This window comes from Leptodesmis sp. (genome assembly GCF_052746595.1).
The window spans coordinates 1-17,644 of sequence record NZ_JBRAGO010000043.1; the positions used below are offsets into that span (position 1 = coordinate 1).

The 17,644-nt window shown below is 50.0% G+C and carries 14 protein-coding genes; 10 read left to right on the forward strand and 4 right to left on the reverse strand.

Translation table 11 applies throughout. From position 1 onward, the window contains the following. The first annotated feature begins 88 nt into the window (after positions 1 to 88). Positions 89 to 412, forward strand: coding sequence for a hypothetical protein (locus ACUVQO_RS11200; RefSeq protein WP_445925959.1), 324 nt, complete (start codon positions 89 to 91; stop codon positions 410 to 412). After that, positions 387 to 572, forward strand: coding sequence for a response regulator transcription factor (locus ACUVQO_RS11205; RefSeq protein WP_445925982.1), 186 nt, complete (start codon positions 387 to 389; stop codon positions 570 to 572). The genes ACUVQO_RS11200 and ACUVQO_RS11205 overlap by 26 nt, the downstream gene beginning before the upstream one ends. A gap of 78 nt (positions 573 to 650) precedes the next feature. On the opposite strand, the gene ftsE is transcribed toward ACUVQO_RS11205, so the two are convergent. After that, a complete protein-coding gene (gene ftsE / locus ACUVQO_RS11210) occupies positions 651 to 1,415 on the reverse strand; it encodes a cell division ATP-binding protein FtsE (protein ID WP_445925960.1) in 765 nt (254 codons plus the stop codon). 600 nt (positions 1,416 to 2,015) lie between these two features. Continuing rightward, a complete protein-coding gene (locus tag ACUVQO_RS11215; protein WP_445925961.1) occupies positions 2,016 to 2,783 on the reverse strand; it encodes a hypothetical protein in 768 nt (255 codons plus the stop codon). Between the two features lie 215 nt (positions 2,784 to 2,998). On the opposite strand from ACUVQO_RS11215, the gene ACUVQO_RS11220 reads away from it, so the two are divergent. The 6 genes from ACUVQO_RS11220 to ACUVQO_RS11245 all read left to right on the forward strand — a co-directional run bounded on the left by ACUVQO_RS11220 (position 2,999) and on the right by ACUVQO_RS11245 (position 15,666). Then, positions 2,999 to 3,481 (forward strand): hypothetical protein, encoded by a 483-nt coding sequence (locus ACUVQO_RS11220; protein ID WP_445925962.1) that lies wholly within the window; start codon positions 2,999 to 3,001, stop codon positions 3,479 to 3,481. Positions 3,482 to 4,429: 948 nt separating this feature from the next. After that, positions 4,430 to 9,640, forward strand: coding sequence for an nSTAND1 domain-containing NTPase (locus ACUVQO_RS11225; protein ID WP_445925963.1), 5,211 nt, complete (start codon positions 4,430 to 4,432; stop codon positions 9,638 to 9,640). A gap of 92 nt (positions 9,641 to 9,732) precedes the next feature. Continuing rightward, positions 9,733 to 10,386 (forward strand): DUF3386 domain-containing protein, encoded by a 654-nt coding sequence (locus ACUVQO_RS11230; protein ID WP_445925964.1) that lies wholly within the window; start codon positions 9,733 to 9,735, stop codon positions 10,384 to 10,386. 228 nt (positions 10,387 to 10,614) lie between these two features. Beyond that, complete coding sequence (locus ACUVQO_RS11235) at positions 10,615 to 10,851, forward strand: NifU family protein (RefSeq protein WP_315874419.1); 237 nt, start codon at positions 10,615 to 10,617, stop codon at positions 10,849 to 10,851. Positions 10,852 to 10,923: 72 nt separating this feature from the next. Continuing rightward, positions 10,924 to 13,170, forward strand: a complete 2,247-nt coding sequence (locus tag ACUVQO_RS11240) for a glycoside hydrolase (RefSeq protein WP_445925965.1) — start codon at positions 10,924 to 10,926, stop codon at positions 13,168 to 13,170. Positions 13,171 to 13,380: 210 nt separating this feature from the next. Next, complete coding sequence (locus ACUVQO_RS11245) at positions 13,381 to 15,666, forward strand: PBP1A family penicillin-binding protein (protein ID WP_445925966.1); 2,286 nt, start codon at positions 13,381 to 13,383, stop codon at positions 15,664 to 15,666. Between the two features lie 61 nt (positions 15,667 to 15,727). Here the strand turns inward: ACUVQO_RS11245 and ACUVQO_RS11250 are convergent, their stop codons facing one another. Next, positions 15,728 to 16,231, reverse strand: a complete 504-nt coding sequence (locus ACUVQO_RS11250; RefSeq protein ID WP_445925967.1) for a pentapeptide repeat-containing protein — start codon at positions 16,229 to 16,231, stop codon at positions 15,728 to 15,730. Positions 16,232 to 16,256: 25 nt separating this feature from the next. After that, entirely contained in the window at positions 16,257 to 16,559 is a 303-nt protein-coding gene (locus tag ACUVQO_RS11255) for a hypothetical protein (RefSeq protein WP_445925968.1), read from the reverse strand. Between the two features lie 204 nt (positions 16,560 to 16,763). Between ACUVQO_RS11255 and ACUVQO_RS11260 the strand changes: the two genes are divergently transcribed. Both ACUVQO_RS11260 and ACUVQO_RS11265 read left to right on the forward strand, forming a co-directional pair. Then, positions 16,764 to 16,979: a hypothetical protein gene (locus ACUVQO_RS11260; protein WP_445925969.1), complete on the forward strand. Its 216-nt coding sequence runs from the start codon at positions 16,764 to 16,766 to the stop codon at positions 16,977 to 16,979. Further along, positions 16,933 to 17,644 (forward strand): pentapeptide repeat-containing protein (locus tag ACUVQO_RS11265; protein ID WP_445925970.1); only part of this gene is annotated, 712 nt, incomplete at its 3' end. The genes ACUVQO_RS11260 and ACUVQO_RS11265, both read left to right, overlap by 47 nt.

Sequence of the window (17,644 nt, forward strand, 5' to 3'; positions counted from 1 at the left end):
GGATATTCTTCTCCTCTAGCCTAATTTTCCTACCAAGAAGGTGACACGCACCCCTCTCTTATGCTTAAAGAGCGAAATTCCAGCCTCCATGCATGCTACGAGTGAGGAAGCAACAGAAATGCTTAACCTGGTCAGTGAATTTCACACCAATAATTTCCACTATCTGGTTGTTTCAATTAACATGCTTGCTGAAGGTAAAGGGATTGATTCTCTATTGCAGCAATTTCTTAAGACTTTGGGAATTGACCAGTTCTTAGAAGTCGATCGCTTTGAACTGAATCATCACCTTTGTGCCATTGTAGAAGCGAAATCGGACACGGCTAAATCCGATTTAATTTTTTTGAAGATCTTAACTGAACGAGAATTGCAAATTGCAAATTGCGGCATTGGTCGCACAGGAGCAACCAAATAAACAAATTGCTAAACACCTGCGCATCAGTGAATGGACAGTTGCTACCTATCTCCGCCGAATTTTTGCCAAACTGAATGTTGATAGTCGTGCAGCAATGGTTTATCGCTGTGCATCTTTGATTCAGAATTGCAAGAATATTACGTCAAATACTACAGTTTAATCGTATTTTTTAATTTCTCTTTTCTAGTAAAATAGTGAGAAAATTCTTCTCAAAGTGAGTCTTGCAAAAGTGGGGTACTCACGTTTTTGGAACAAACAGCCGTCCATTTCGCAGTTGCACAACGGGATGATTGGACTGGCGAATCAGGCGTTCATCATGGGTCGTTACAATTACCGTAATCCCGATCGCATTCAACTTTTTGAGAATTTTAATCACCTGCCAGGAGTTGTCAGCATCCAGGTTTCCGGTTGGCTCATCTGCCAGCAGGATAGGAGGTGTACCCACGATCGCCCGTGCAATACTGACCCGTTGCTGTTCTCCACCGGAGAGTTCCTCCGGAAAACTATTGGCTTTATGGGGCAGACCAACCATTTTCAAAGCAGGTGGCAGGCGACGATCGATTTCCTGACGACTGAATCCCTGCGCCCACAAGACAAACGCAATATTTTCAGCAACGGTACGGCGAGGAATTAACTTGTAGTCCTGAAACACGATTCCAATCCGGCGGCGCAACTCAGACAGGCGATCGCCCTTCAAATCCGCCACTCGCAAGCCATCCACGATCACCTCTCCCGTGGTGGCTCGCTCTTCCCCATATAACAGCTTTAATAAAGTAGACTTACCAGATCCTGATGGCCCCGTAATAAACAGAAAATCACCCTGACGAATTTGCAGATTCAGATCCATCAGAGCCCTGGAACCACTCCCGTAAGTTTTACTCACCCCTTGCAAGGACACCATAATTCTGTGGGATGCCTGAGCCGCAGCCTCGGATTGCCGTTCAGAGCCTGGGGTGGCCTGAGTGGGGAAATTTAAGGATGACTGGGTAGAAGCATGAGACATGGGCAGTAACGATCGCGAACTCGCAGACTATTACACCACAGAAGTCCAGATATGTCCCATTGTTTTAGGGGAATTGCTCCTCGGTGGAGAGGTAATACCATTTCGCTAAATACCAGCGACAGATAGGGCATTTAAGATGGACGATCGTCCAGTAATTGAGGCAACGAAAATGATGTTAGCTGGAACCTCGAAGCGCTTTGCCCTGTGAAATCCACCGTTATCGAGTTGGAGCATCAGCAGAACCTCTGGAAACCGTTGAGCAACAACATTGAGAAAGACTTGCAAGCAATCGGTATTAAGATGCGAGACTGATCGACTGACAAATCTTTTGCGTTGTCGCCTGAACCACTCTCACAGGACTTTAAAAGTTGCAACGAGAGAATAAGAAGGGCCGGTCGTCTTAGCTTGGCATAATCACCGCCAGCACCTGCTCACAGGTTTGTTCTTGAGCAAACAGCCCTTGCAGCAGATGCAGCAGTTAGTGATCAACCTCACGGGCGAGACTGTAGAGCCGTTGTCCCACAGTTTGCTTTTCATTGGCAAACGCAAATCTCTCTAATTTTTTACCCTGACGAGCCACTTGCTGGAGCAACGACTGCGCTACACAACTTCAGCGGAAGTGGCGTTAACCGCTTCCTGGTTGCGAACCTGAGCCGACTCGAAGCCAGTGACTTGCTTGCAAAACGCATGAAAGCTCTCACAGGCCCAACGGTAACTCCAGGTTTGAATGGTCCGTGCACTTTCCCAGTACAGGGCGTCGGTCAGCAGAAATCGGGGCAGGTCACTGAAATCCTCCTGTTCATGCACAATGACTAATCGTCTGCGGCCATAGCGTTTGAGGCGAACTGTCTGGGTAAATGCCCAGTACTGCTTGACCCAACGCTTGCCGGAGGCTTCAATCAACTGCTTCAATGCCAGGGTTAACACCCTGTTGTCAAAGGCATAATCGGCTTTGGGAAACTGCCCTTCTGCTCCAATTTGCCGCACGATGTCTACCACCATCTCGGTGCGCTTGCGATAGGCTAGTTGATTTTTCTGATGATGTAACAACTCCACCAGGCGTTGTATGAGCTGTTCCATCTCCTCGTAGCTGGGTTGAGCTGTCATCTTCAGGTATCCTCGCTCAGCCTCACTAAAGTTCAGTATCTGCACCTCGACTGCAAGCCCATCAATTTGCTGGGGATTGGCAGTCACGACTGTGACTACCGTTTGAAAGCCGCTCATGCAGCAGTTGACATAATCAGAGGAGCGTTTTGTGCCGTAGATGTCAATGCCATCTTCATGGTGCGATAGGGGCCAGTCTAAACTGATAATTTCTCGCCCGCGCCCTTGGTGTTCCTGGCCAACGATGACTCGATGCTGCTGCATCAATCTTTTACTATCCCATCCAGCTTCAAACACGGCTGTGTGCGCCAGCAGTCCGCTTACCTAGCGGCTCACGTGTGTAAATCCCTCCTCTCGACAAAATACTTCTCGGTAGGCCCTCATGCCATTGGCGATCGTCTCTGGAACTCCAACAAAGAGAACCATCTATCTCTCCGCTTTAGGGTAGGAGGTCGTTCCTATTTTCCTCTACTTGTAACTTGCCAAGTCCTGTGCCGAATCTGGCCACGCTCTTCAGCGATACTCAAACGGTTTGGCAATCGGTGCTGCTGCCACATTGGTATGGCAATCGTGAACGCCAACTGGAATTGTGTACAGACACTGCCATCTGGTATCACACCGGCAAGCCTGTGGTGCTCATTCGCTGGGTGCTGGTGTGCGACCCCAAAGGAGCGTTAGAGACCCAAGCCTTCCTGTCTACCAGCTTGGCTGCGACCCCCGCCGATATTTTGCTCTGGTTTCGCCAACGCTGGCAAGTGGAAGTCACCTTTGAGGAAGTCCGCGCCCATATGGGAGTGGAAACCCAACGGCAATGGTCTGACCTGGCCATCTTACGCACCACACTGGCCCTGTTTGGCTTGTTCTCTCTAGTGACTCTGTTTTGCCCATCACCTGCGAACTCAACAGCCATTTTAACTGCCGCAAACTGCCTAGCATACAAAATCTCTACCAACCTTATGTAGACGCTCTAGCCGTGGTTCGTCGGTCGTTCTGGTCGGCTAGACTTTTTGAACTGTCGGTTGAAACCTGCACGCCAGCAAAAGTCCCGCCAGAACTGCTGGAGATTTGGTCTGATTTACTCTGCTATGCCGCCTGATTGGGTAAAGTCGAGCTAAGAGGGTGTTTGAAAAGTCATTTGTTGTAATGAAAGACACCTGTTGTTCTCCCTTAGTCCCCCTTAAAAAAGGGGAAACCGGGATCAAAGTCCCCCTTGTTAAGGGGGATTTAGGGGAATCTAAACTGCTTCGTTAACAGCAAGAGAACTTCTTAAATATCCTCTAAGTATCCTCTGAATCCTGCCTTTTCCAGGACGGTCTGGCAAAAAGATCAGTAACTTTACTTAAAAAATGGCTGGTTTACAAAACCTGAGCCATTAAAATCCGTATTTCTTTGATTACCTCCTGAATTATTTATTTACTGATCAATCATTAATCTAAAAAGAAGTTAGAGGTTTTTCTATATTTAATTAGAAAATATTAAATTTAACCCAATTTTTCTTTGAAAATCTTACAGGGAGAGGGGTACAACCCCCTTTTGCAAAGATTTTTATTTCTGTATAGTCAGATTAGAACGCTATGAATTGCCCCCTTGTTACCTAAAAAAATGAGCCATTTCGAGCATAGATTGTATTACCTGATCCAATTAATCAAATCATCCAATGGCCTGGTACAGTAAACCATTGTCAGATAACTCATTGAGCTTGTTGATGATTTCTAGAGGATATGTAGACAATTCTGGTCATTCTAAATCTCTAATATCTGTCATTGGGAAGGTGGAGTCAGTAGACAAGATATAAGCCCAAAGGCCATTTGGAATACCGAATTAACCTACTCATAATTCTTTCAAAGTATGACTGAGCCGCACTCATCAGGTGGCTGGTCTTTAGAAGAGTATTTGAGGAGAAAAAAGGGATGTCAAGAGATGCCCTTGTTGTTGGAATTAGTACCTATCAATATCTACCGGCATTGAATGCACCAGCCCAGGATGCCGAGGCGATCGCGTCCCAGTTAGAAACCTATGGAGACTTTCGGGTTGCCCGGTTGCCGGAAATTGTGCAATCCGACAGGTTACGAGTTGGTGTAAAAACGCCTGTTACCCTGATGGAACTGGAAGCCGCTCTGGTGAAATTATTCAAACCCAAAGGCAGCAATATCCCTCACACCGCGCTGTTTTATTACTCTGGACATGGCTTACAAAAAGAGGCCGGTATTCATGAAGGGTATCTGGCTACCACTGATGCCAATCCAGCCGCTAATTTCTTTGGTTTATCCCTATTCTGGCTACGGCGCTTGCTACAAGAAAGTCCGGTTCGCCAGAGAATTGTGTTGCTGGATTGTTGCCATAGCGGCGAAATTCTCAACTTTTTAGAAGCCGACCCAGGGGCACGATCCGGTACCGATCGCCTCTTCATGGCAGCTTCACGAGAATACGAATCAGCCTACGAATCGCTAACAGGCCACTATAGTGTTTTCACTCAGGCGTTGTTGGAAGGTCTAGATCCCCGCCGTATGCCTAACGGTACTGTAACCAACTACGCCCTGACCGATTGGGTTAGTACCGCACTCAAGGGAGAATCCCAGCAACCCCTGTTTGAGAATTCTGGTAGTGAAATCATTCTCACCCAATGTCAGGGGCCACTCACCGTCATTAATAGCAGCATCTTGGAGGAAGTTTGCCCCTATCGGGGTTTGGAACCCTTTGATGAAACTCATGCGGATTACTTTTTTGGCCGGGAAACGTTGACAGATCAGCTATTAGACAAGTTGAAATCCAGCCAATTTTTAGCGGTTGTTGGGGCTTCTGGTAGCGGCAAATCTTCTCTGGTACGGGCCGGTTTAGTTCACAAGCTGCAACGGGGGCAAACGGTTTCGGGCAGTAATCACTGGCAAATTCGCATCATTACGCCAACCGACTATCCGTTTAAAAGTCTGGCAAATGCCTTTGTTAATCCGGCTGCCTCTCCTGTCGATCGCGCTGAGCAGTTGCACCGAGCAGAACTGTTGTTACAGGAAGGGAGCAGCGGCTTTTCCCAATTGATCCGGGCCAGCCTGATGTCGGAGGCCAACAAACAATCCCGCCTGGTGCTGATTATCGATCAGTTTGAGGAGGTGTTTACCCTGTGCCAGGGGCCTCATGCTGAGCAGGAACGTCACCGATTTTTCAATTGCCTGTTGGCAGGGTTACGGGAAGTGGGCGATCGCTTCAGTGTAGTGATCGTGCTGCGGGCAGACTTTTTCAGCAAATGTTCCTTCTACCGCGCCTTATCGGAGCAGATGGAAGCCAATCTGGTGATGGTAACGCCGCTCACCTATGAGCAAATCAAAGCCTCGATTCTCAAACCTGCTGAAAAGGTTGGGCTGGTGTGTGAACCTAACCTGGTTTACAACATCCTCTTAGATATTGTCGGTGCGCCCGGTGAACTACCCCTGCTGCAATACACCCTGCTGGAACTCTGGCATCGGCGACAGCGGGATCCCAACGGCGGTTCCTCCCGCTTAACCCTGGATGCCTATACCGAATTGGGAGGAGTTCGGGGAACCTTGCAAAAACGGGCTGATGAACTCTTTTACAGTCTGAGTTTAGAAGAACAACAGATTGCCAAGCGCATTTTCATCGCTTTAACTCAACTGGGCGAAGGCACAGAAGATACCCGCCGCCGGGTGTTGAAGTCAGAACTCGTCAGTCCCCAATTTTCAGCAGATCTGGTCGAGCAGGTGCTGGAAAAGTTAATCCGGGCCAAACTGGTAATCACCAATCAGATGGCACCGGCCAACGGGCATCAAGAACGCATTGATCAACGGCTGACAAATATGTCAACGGCACTGCGCCTGGCTCAAGTTGCCCGCCGTAAGTCACCTGCTTTACCCACAACGCCCAGCCAGCAGCTTGCCCTTCCTGCCAAACAGCCCCTGTTGGACAGAGGGTATAACGTTAACATTGCCCGTATTTCTCACGATGCAAATCTGGAACAGTTTCAGGCTGTACCAGGAATGGGAAAATCCTGTCAGGAAACTGTGGATATTGCTCATGAAGCCTTGATCCGCAACTGGTCACTGCTCCGCTCCTGGTTGGATGAAAATCGGGAGATGTTACGACGACAACGGCAGATTGAACGATCGGCCCGTGAGTGGAATGCCGCCAATCAACCCCACTCGCCGGAATATCTGCTGCACGGAAATCGCCTACTGGACGCGGAAGACTATCTCAACCACTATCCCAATGAATTGTCTGCGCTGGCTCAGCGGTTTATCTCGGTCAGTCAGGAGGAGAGCCGTCGTACTCGTCGGGAAGTGCGTTTACTGCAATTCACAATTCCCAGTGCGCTGTTTTTTGCCCTGGGCATTACGTTTTTTCAGTATCAGGTAGCTTTACACAACCAGGCAGAAAAGGACTATCAGTTACGGGTTTCTACCTCCCGGCAATGGTCTGCGATCGCCCAGTCTATCTTGCAGGAACCCGATGGCGATCCCAACACCGCTTTACTGATTAGCCGTCTTGCTGCCGAGCAGGGGCATACCTATGAAGCCGAAGCCAGTCTCCGAGCCGCCCTCCAGAAGCTCCGCTTACAAGCAACATTTCATGCAGGAGAGAAGCCGATCAGTCGTCTAGCACTGAGCCCCGATCGCAATTGGCTGGCCACCCTGGAACAGGGGAATACGATTCGTCTATGGTCGCTGGCGGCCCAGAAAGTGGAACGAGTGTTGCAGTGGCATGAGGGAGAAGAGCAGAGAAACGATCAGGGATCTGAACAGGCAGGAGATGGGGCAGGTAGACAACAGGAAGGAGGAAGAAGGGATGTCTTCCCTGGTTCTATGGTTGCGTTCTCCACAGATGGGAAGGCCCTGGTTGCGGTTGCTCAGCGGGCAAATCAGATCAAAATCTGGTCGGTGGAATCTGGAAAGCTTCAGTTCCAACTGGGAGGGTTTCAGGCTCCAATTACTCAAGTTGCCCTCAGCCCAGATGGTAAGTGGATTGCGGCGGCCAGTGAAGATCGCACAATTCAGGTATGGCAGATGCAGACTGGGCAATTGCAGAGCCAGTTTTCCCAACCGATCGCCCCTTCCAGCTTGACCTTTAGCCCGGATAGTAAATTACTACTGGCCGTTAGCGGTAATCGGACAACATTATGGCAGGTCGATACTCGACAATCCAGCCGCACTCTGACGGCAGCTAGCCCGATTCAGCAGACAGCTTTTAGTGCCGATGGTCGCTGGATCGCGATGCTTTGCCAGGATGGTAAGTTGCAGGTGCAAGAGGTTACCACGGGGCAGGTGCGGCAAACCCTGGCGATCGCTCCTGCAGGTCAGGGAGGGATGGTAACTGCAGCAGCCCAATTAGTTTTTAGTCCGAATAGTCAGATGCTGGCGGTTAACACGGGTAAAGATCAGCTTTGGGTCTGGAATTTAGAGTCCGGCCAGCAGTGGCATATTGAGCCACCCCCTGCCAAAATTCAGATTTCCAATCCGGGAGACTGGGGCGCGATCGCTTTCAGTCCCGATAGTCACTACCTGGTAACTTCCCAACAGCGGCAGGTTGAAAATCAGGTGATCTATGTAGCTACTCTATACGACAGCCAGACTGGCCAGGAAATCGGTACTCTACGAGGTCATACAGCCCCCATCACTGCCATTCAATTTACGCAGGATGGTTCTCTGATTGCAACCAGCAGCCTTGATAGCACCGTGCGGCTGTGGTCTGCTGAGGTTGGAGGAGAACTTCCTTCCCTTAAAATAGCCGATTGGCCAATCCAATGGCTGGCATTTCAGCAGCAAAATAGCGCCGCGAATAAACCCGCCGACCGCACTCAGAGCAAACCAGCATTGCATGGAATTGTAACTGTAGCAACGAATGGTGCTTTGCAGCGGTGGGATCTGGTTCACCCTCTCACGATTTCTGCTGCCATCAAGAACAGTATTGGGGATGCCAGATTAGCAAAGACATTTTCTCCCATTTCAGTCAGAAATAACATTGTACGGACGGTAAACCAGATCAGTCAGGGGGTTGGCAATCTAGGCACAGAGTTGCAGATGCATTTCTCTCACCTGCTTAAAATTGGTGCTCCCACGTCTTCTCAAATTCAAAATTCTCAATCCCTGATCCAGGCTAAGGGGAACTACCTGTATAACTCTGGGGCGATCGCAGCGACAACCAAGCAGTCTCAGGTTCTTAGCAATCTGACCAATAAACTTTCTCCTCAGAGTAAATTAGCCAGTGTCGCTTTCAGTGCGGATGGTCAGCGATTGGCAACCTCCGATAGTACGGGTAAGGTTGCAGTTTGGCAAATCAATTCCGATCAAACCCTCCATCGAATAGGAGAATTACAGGCAGTTCAAATGGTCACTCAGCCAGATCCTGCCCAACCTGGACAACAGGGTGCTGGCGGAAATGCCATTCGCTATTTGGCCTTTAGCCCTGATGGCCAGATGCTGGTGGGAGTGGGAGTGGACTGGACTCTGCGCTTGTGGGAGGTGCGATCGGGCAAGCTCTGGCAGTCTTTAACGGGACACAAAGCGTTTGTTGAAGAAGCTCAATTTAGTGCGGATGGACGGCGGATTATTAGTACCAGTTGGGATAGAACAGCCCGCATCTGGGAGGTTGAATCCGGTCAACTCAAACTCACGCTGAGCCATAAAGATGGAGTCACCAGCGCTCATTTCAGTCCAGACGGACAACAGGTGGTTACTACCAGTCTGGATGGAACAGCCAAGATCTATGACTCCTACACAGGGGCTTTACAAGTGATTCTGGCAGGACATCGTGGTGGAGTACTGGATGCGGCTTTCAGTCCCGATGGCCAGACAGTAGCAACCGGCAGTACTGATGGCATTGTTCGTTTATGGGATGCTTCTACGGGCATAGAGAAAGCGGCTCTCCGACCAGCCAGGTTTTCTATACAGGCAGACGCAATTAAGCAAATTACCTTCAGTCCAGATGGCCATCATCTGGTGGCATTAACGAGTAGCGGCCAATTGCGGCTGTGGATCGCGTCTTGGCCAGGATTGTTGGAAGTAGCTCGCGATCGCAGTTTGCGCCAACTGAAACCAGAAGAATGCCTGCGCTACCTGCGTCTTGCCCCCAATGTGTGCCCCACCCTGGCTCTCAACTCTAATCTTCGCCAGTGATAGCACTATCGATATCAGCCCCTTACCCGTTGATTGTTCACTGATTCAAAAACTCTCTAAACTGGGGAAGAAACGACACCAAGGAGAGTCGCATGACTGCAGTACAAGTATCTGCTCAAGATCTGTTTCGGGCAGCCTACGAAAATCGCTACACCTGGGATAAGAGCTTTCCCGGCTATACCGCAGATGTAACGCTAAAACTGGATGGTCAGGAATTTAAAGGCCAGGTGCGCCTCAACCCCAACCTTACGGCTGAAGTATTGGGCGTGGAAGACGAAGCCGCGAAAAAAATGATTCATGGGCAACTCTGGGAAACGGCGATTCACCGGGTTCGTCGTACCTTTGAAGAAACCCAAGGCCAGAATACCTTCACCTATGGCAACACTGATGCGGATGGTGCGGTGGAAATTCTGATGGGCGGCAAAGCAGAGGGCGATCGCTACAAAGTCCGTGATAACATCGTTACTCTGGTACACCGTCATATTCATAATGTCGTTGTGACGATCAACACCTTCAGCGTCACGGAAACGGGCGAGGGCTATCTCTCCCACCGCTACGACTCGATCTACCACGATCCCAAAACCGGTGAACCAAAAGGTGGCCTCAGCAACTTTGAAGATAGCTACGAAAAAGTCGGTCCCTACTTCATCCTTAGTCGCCGCCTGATTTCCACTGAAGTCGATGGCAAACCCTCCACTCAGGAGTTTCTATTCTCTAACATCAAACTTCTGGAGCAAAATTCCTAATCATCCCAGCGACTGAAGTCGCGACTATACGCAGAAAACCTGCCAACACAGGTTACTGAAAACCCCTGATTTTATTGAGTCTGCGTCGGCAGACTGGGTGAGTGTAGTCGCGGTTTTAACCGCCGGATACTCCAAAAATGCCTAATTCAAAAATTTCTAATTCCTAACTCTTCCTTGCAGCGTTAGGATCAGTAGGAACGATCAGTTGTTAACGCCAAAAGGTGACCTATGTCTCTGACCTTAACTCCCGAAAATGTGGAAACCGTTCTGGACGAAATGCGTCCGTATCTGATGGCTGATGGCGGCAACGTAGAACTTGTTGAGATTGATGGCCCGATCGTCAAGCTGCGGCTGCAAGGGGCATGTGGCTCCTGCCCTAGTTCTACCATGACCTTGAGAATGGGCATTGAACGTCGGCTGCGGGAATTCATCCCCGAAATTGCCGAAGTTGAGCAAGTACTGTAAGTTGGGGTTGAGTTTTAAGTTCCGCATCTGAATTGAACTTAAAACTCAACCCTTAAAACTCAACACCTACTCATGCCTCATCCTTTATACGTTGCCTTTATCTGGCACCAGCACCAGCCCCTGTATAAAAGTCGGACTGAGTCTGGTGTGGCTGACGGGCGGTATCGCTTGCCGTGGGTGCGTCTGCACGGAACGAAGGATTATCTCGATCTGGTGCTGATTCTGGAGAAGTACCCGAAACTGCACCAGACGGTTAATCTCGTACCGTCATTGATTTTGCAGATTGAAGACTATGTAGCGGGTACGGCTCTTGATCCCTATTTGAAGATCGCCCTGCTCCCCACCGAGCAACTGACGCGGGAGCAGAAAGAATTTGCGATCGCCCATTTCTTTGATGGCAATCACCACACCCTCATCGATCCCCATCCCCGCTATGCAGAACTCTACGGGCAGCGGCACGACAAGGGACAGGAGTGGTGTTTAAATAACTGGATAGATCAGGACTATAGTGACCTGGCGGCATGGCATAATCTGTCCTGGATTGATCCCTTATTCTGGGATGACCCTGAGATTGCAGGCTGGTTAAAGCAGGGGAAGGGATTTACTCTAAGCGATCGCCAACGGATTTACTCGAAGCAACGGGAGATCCTCAGCCGGATTATTCCCCAACACCGCAAGATGCAGGATGCGGGGCAACTGGAAATCATGACCACGCCCTATACCCATCCCATTCTGCCCCTGTTAGCAGACACCAATTCTGGACGGGTAGCGGTACCGGAGATGACCCTGCCGCGATCGCGGTTCCAATGGGCGGAAGACATTCCCCGTCACCTGCGGAAAGCCAAGTATTTATACAAGGATCGGTTTGGCCGGATGCCACGGGGATTGTGGCCATCGGAGCAGTCGGTAAGTCCGGCGATTTTGCCCTATATTTCGGAACAGGGCTTTCAGTGGATTTGTTCCGATGAGGCAGTCTTGGGTTGGTCTACAAATCACTTTTTCAGTCGGGATGGATCGGGTAATGTCTATGAACCAGAGTTGCTTTACCGTCCCTATCGACTGGAAACACCGCACGGGGATCTAGCGATCGTCTTCCGGGATCACCGTCTGTCAGATTTGATTGGCTTTACCTATGGCTCAATGGAAACGGGACAGGCGGCGCGAGATCTGGTGGGGCATTTAGAGGCGATCGCCCGTTCTCTCAAATCCCGACAAGCAAGTGGTAGCACGGTACTGGAGCAGCCTTGGTTAGTGACGATCGCCCTGGATGGAGAGAACTGCTGGGAGTTTTATCAGCAGGATGGTTTGCCATTTCTGAATACGCTTTACCAAATTCTCAGCGACCACTCGGACATCAAGCTGGTGACCGTCTCGGAATTTCTGGATCAGTTTCCACCAACGGAGAGTATTCTCAGCGCCAAATTGCACAGTGGTTCCTGGGTGGACGGCAGCTTTACCACCTGGATTGGGGATCCGGCTAAAAATCGGGCCTGGGATTTGTTAACAGATGCTCGTCAAACACTGGCCGACCATCCCGAAGCGACGGAAGAAACCAATCCGGAGGCCTGGGAAGCCCTGTTTGCAGCAGAAGGATCGGATTGGTTCTGGTGGTTTGGGGAAGGGCATTCCTCCAACCAGGATGCCATGTTCGATCAACTATTTCGGGAGCATCTGGCAGCACTCTACCAGGCGTTGAATGAACCTGTGCCTCCCGAAGTGCGGCAACCTGTGGAGGCTCATGCAGGGCGCGGCGATCATCCGCCAGAAGGTTTCATTCATCCTTATATTGATGGACGAGGAGATGAGCAGGATTGGGAACGCGCCGGACGATTTGAAATTGGTGGCGCACGGGGAACGATGCACCGTAGTAGCACGATTCAGCGAGTCTGGTATGGGGTCGATCACCTGAACTTTTACTGCCGTCTGGACTTTAAAGCAGGCACCAGACCGGGAATTGACTGTCCTCCAGAGTTAAACCTGCTCTGGTTCTATCCCGGTCAAACGCTATACAACTGTTCGATTCCCCTAGTAGAACTGCCGAATGAGCCACCGTTGAATTACGGCTTTCATCATCATTTGGGGATTAACTTACTGACTCAAACGATTTGGTTTCAGCAAGCCGGAGAAAACTTACGCTGGCATTCCCGCGCCAGCCGTGCTCAGGTGGGACTGGATACCTGTCTCGAATTGGCTATACCCTGGGCTGATCTGCAAGTGGAACCAGGCTGGTCTTTGAAACTGGTGATGGTACTCTCCGATGGTGGGCGCTATCGTAGTTATTTACCAGAACAGGCGTTGATCCCGTTGGGTGTACCTTAGCTCGTAATCCAGGGACTGAGCGTAAAGTCCCGGATTTGTTGGAGTATGCCTGGTTGCAGTGAATTCAAGTTATAAGTAATCGGGGTTAATTCTGTCACCTGGCAACTTCGTCATTCCGGCCCTCCATCGCTAGAATAGGTCAGAATGCAACGGGGGATGTCCCCTTGAATTGTGTTCTGAACCTCTGTAATTGTTGCTGGTGGCTAGTTCATGAGTCCAACCCCGCCTACCCGCCCGCCTAAAAGTTTAATTGGTGCTGTCACTCAGGCTGTACAAAGTATTCAGACCCAGACCCAGGTTTTCTTTTCTAAGCTGAAATTGAAACCCGGTGCCAGAGTGCCAGAGCTATGGGTGCAGGACGCTGGAGCGGATCAGGCTGAGATTTTCCCGCTCCTGGGCGATCGCTACGTTCTGGGCCGCAGTTCCAAATCTTGCGATATTGTGATTCGCAATCCCGTAGTCAGTCAAGTGCATCTATCGCTGAATCGGGAAAAGCAGCCACCGGGATTTCTGGGGTATTTCTGGCGATCGCCCTTTGTCATGCAGGACGAAAATTCCACGAACGGGATTTTCCGTGGCAAACGGCGAGTCCGCAAGATGGTATTACGGCATGGAGATGTCTATACCCTGGGGCCCCCGGAACTGGCCGATGCAGTACGGGTGAAATACAACGATCCACCACCACCATATGTGAAAGCTTTCCGCTACGGGGTGTATGGCATTGGGGGACTTTCCGCTCTGGTCGCAGCCATCACCCTGATGGAATGGCAGAAGGTGCAAGTCACTCCCTTACCCAATTCCGTTCAAGGGCCAGTGATGATCCTGGCGCGGGATGGCGAGACTATCATCAGTTCGCCGATTGCCCGGACTCATAGCGAGATGAAAAGCTTACAGGAGTTTTCCTCCTACTTGCCGAAAGCCCTGATTGCCTCAGAAGATTCCCGCTTCTACTGGCACTTTGGAGTTGATCCGGTAGGCGTGTTGCGAGCGATGGTAGCTAATTTTCGGGGCGGGACTATTCGCGAGGGAGCCAGTACCCTGACTCAGCAATTGGCTCGCAGTATTTTTCGCGGCTATGTCGGAACCGAAGACTCTGCTGGCCGAAAATTGCGGGAAGCCGCCGTAGCCCTCAAACTAGAAACCTTTTACAGTAAAGATTTTCTGCTGCTCACCTACCTCAACCGGGTCTATATGGGTAGCGGAGCCTATGGATTTGAAGATGCGGCCCAGTTCTATTTAAACAAGTCAGCCAAAGCTTTAACCCTGTCAGAAGCGGCGATGCTGGTAGGCATTCTTCCTGCTCCGAACCGATTTAATCCGATACGAGATTATCAAAAGGCGATGGAGCAACGAGATGGTGTGCTGAAACGTATGCTGGAAACGGGAATGATCAGCAGCGAAGACTATCAGCAGGCACGCCGATCGCACATTAACATCAATCCCAAAGCCAAAGAAGAACTGGAGAGCATCCGCGCCCCTTACTACCAGGATCAGGTCTATGCCGATCTGGAAAGCCTGCTGGGAGCCGATGTGGCTAAAGAAGGCAATTTCATTGTAGAAACGGGACTGGATCTAGCCATGCAGGCAGAAGCAGAAGCATCTCTTCGCAATGCTGTCAGTTCCATGGGGGTTAATGCTGGTTTCTCCCAGGGAGCGATCGTCACCCTGGATGCCAAAACGGGGGAGGTACTGGCCCTGGTGGGGGGCGTGGATTACAAAAAAAGCCAATTTAACCGGGCCACCCAGGCTTACCGACAACCTGGCTCCACCTTCAAAATCTTTGCCTATACCGCCGCCCTGCAAGAGGGTATTTCACCGGGCACGACCTTCTCCTGTGCTCCCCTGAACTGGGAAGGACAGTATTTTGAAGGCTGTCGATCGGGTGGGGGCAGTTTGGATATGTATTCCGCGATCGCGCAATCAGAAAATGTCGTCGCTCTCCGCGTCGCCCAAGAAGTTGGGTTAGATCGGGTGGCTCAAACCGCCAAACGCATGGGGATTCAGTCTGACCTGAAGGCCGTACCGGGTTTGGTCCTGGGCCAAAGTGAGACTACAGTCCTGGAAATGACAGGAGCCTTCGGGGTGCTGGCCGATGGCGGCATTCGCAATTATCCCCGCACCATTCGTCGCATTCTGGATGCCGGAGACTGTCAGAATCGCAAGAACTTTAAAACTTGTCGGGTGATTTACTTCGTAGATCAGGACACGGAACAGAAGCAACCTGTGATTAAACCGGAAATCGCTGATACGATGACCGACTTGCTGCGTGGAGTGGTAACGGGTGGTACCGGATGGAGTGCAGCGATCGGCAGGGGAGAAGTCGGTAAAACGGGCACGACAAATGACAATGTAGATCTCTGGTTTATCGGCTATATTCCGGGTCAGGCACTGGTGACGGGAATTTGGCTAGGCAACGATAACAACACGCCAACCTCCGGGAGCAGCGCCCAGGCTGCCCAACTGTGGGGCAACTATATGAGCCGGATTGTCAACTAAACACGAGTCAGAATTACGAACCAGATCAGGAACGCTTTAATTTCTTAAGGCTGAATTTGCCTCAGCGACAACCCAAACTATCCCGTGTAGACACACCCGTAACTGGATTAACACCTGCCGCGCGTTGACAGAGTTGAGACACAGCGTATCGATCCAGGATGGCATTGGTGAAATCTGCCCCAGTAATATCTGAGTCTGCAAAAATGCTGTTCGACAACGTGGCATCCGTGAAGATGGCATTCGTTAAATTGGCCTTGTAAAGCGTCACTCGATCGACCAGGGCCCCTGTTAAATTAGCTCCTGATAGGTTTGCACCTAACAGATTGCCCTTGGTCAAAATCGCGTTCGTTAAATCGGCTCCACTAAAATTGGTACCCCGCATCTCCGCTGAAACAAAAATGCCACCGGAAAGATCTTGATGGGAAAAGTCTTGATTCTCCAGATGCGCGTTACCGTAACCCAAAAATCGAGTATCTTCCTTGGCAAAAGCAGGCTGAGCCAACAACAGGAGCCACAGGATGGAGAGGGCGATCACACACAAAATTATCAGATACCGTTTCAGCATCGTTGCCACCATCCCAGCCACCTTGCTAATGTTTGATCTTTATTTGTTTTTCTATGTATTTTGTTTCGGTTTTTTCAATGAATTGATTCAGACCGACCAACTGAATTTCGCTATAGGAAAATTCATGAGAAGCCTGATGGGGCATTCGAGACAGGTAGCCAATATAATTACCCATTAAAAAATAAACTCCCACCAGTGCAGCAGCCGAAAACGCCACCAAAGTTCCGGCCAGCATCAACGAGAATTCATGGTGCTCCATCGCCTCCTGCATCAGATGCAGGGACCAGGCAACCAGAGCAATGACGATCGCAAGAATAATGATCAGCATACGTTACACATTGTAACAGCCACTCAGAAAATGGCACACCTGTTTGAAGCTGTGCGAATCCTGCAAAGGTTCCTGATTACAAGCGGTTCTGACCAAAATCAGGGGAAATTGCCTCAGAGCAATCTCTTATTAGTTCAATCGAAAATCTTTACAGTTCAGGGAAACAGTAGAAGTGAATCACTTGCTCAGCTCTGGGAGCGCAGGATGATGCAGCCGCAATTCCAACCCGCCTTACCCACCAGATTAGTAGGATGGGCAAAGCCAAGCGTGCCCATCCTGAGGAGTCCGAAGGGTTTGATGGGCACGGCGATGCCTTTTGCCCATCCTACGGTTTCTGCGATTATTCTTGTTGTAAGAGTATTCGCGATCGCCGATGTGGAAGCACTCCCCTTGTCAAAAGCCTCGTCCTTTTCCAAATGAACAGGTAAAAACCAAAGCTTATGAGCTTTGGAAAGCGCGTGATGGTAAAGGAGGTTCTCCGGAATTAGAGGACTTGAAAAAGGCGATAGACTCTCTCAAAGCAGAACGTTCTCCTATGGAATGGGCGAGTGATTATACTCATTCAAATATCCAAAGGATTTGGAAGTGGACTGGCATCGGGGATAAAAAGTTGTGGGATATATTGCAGTTGTTGATTGTGCCTATGTTACTGGCGGTGGGTGGTTATTACCTTAATCAGCAGGCCTCACAACGCCAGGATAAGTTGGCTGACGACAGGCGCAAACAAGACCAACAATTAGCTGATGACAGGCGCAAACAAGATCAGCAACTAGCTGAAGAACGTGCTAAACAAGAGACCCTTAATAAGTACTTAGATCAAATGTCTGAGTTGTTGATGAATAAGGGATTGAGGAAAGCTAGACTCGAAGATGAGGTGTTTGTTCTGGCTCAATCAAGGACTACTACAGCTTTAAGAGACTTAGACACGAAGCGACAGACTTTACTCCTTCAGTTCTTGAGTTCTGCTGATCTCCTAGCTCCTAAAGGGAAAACTGGCATTTTGCAGGAGGCATTCCTCAGCGATGCCAATTTACGAGGAGTAAATCTTCGAAATGCCAATTTACAAGGAGCAAACCTCCGAAATG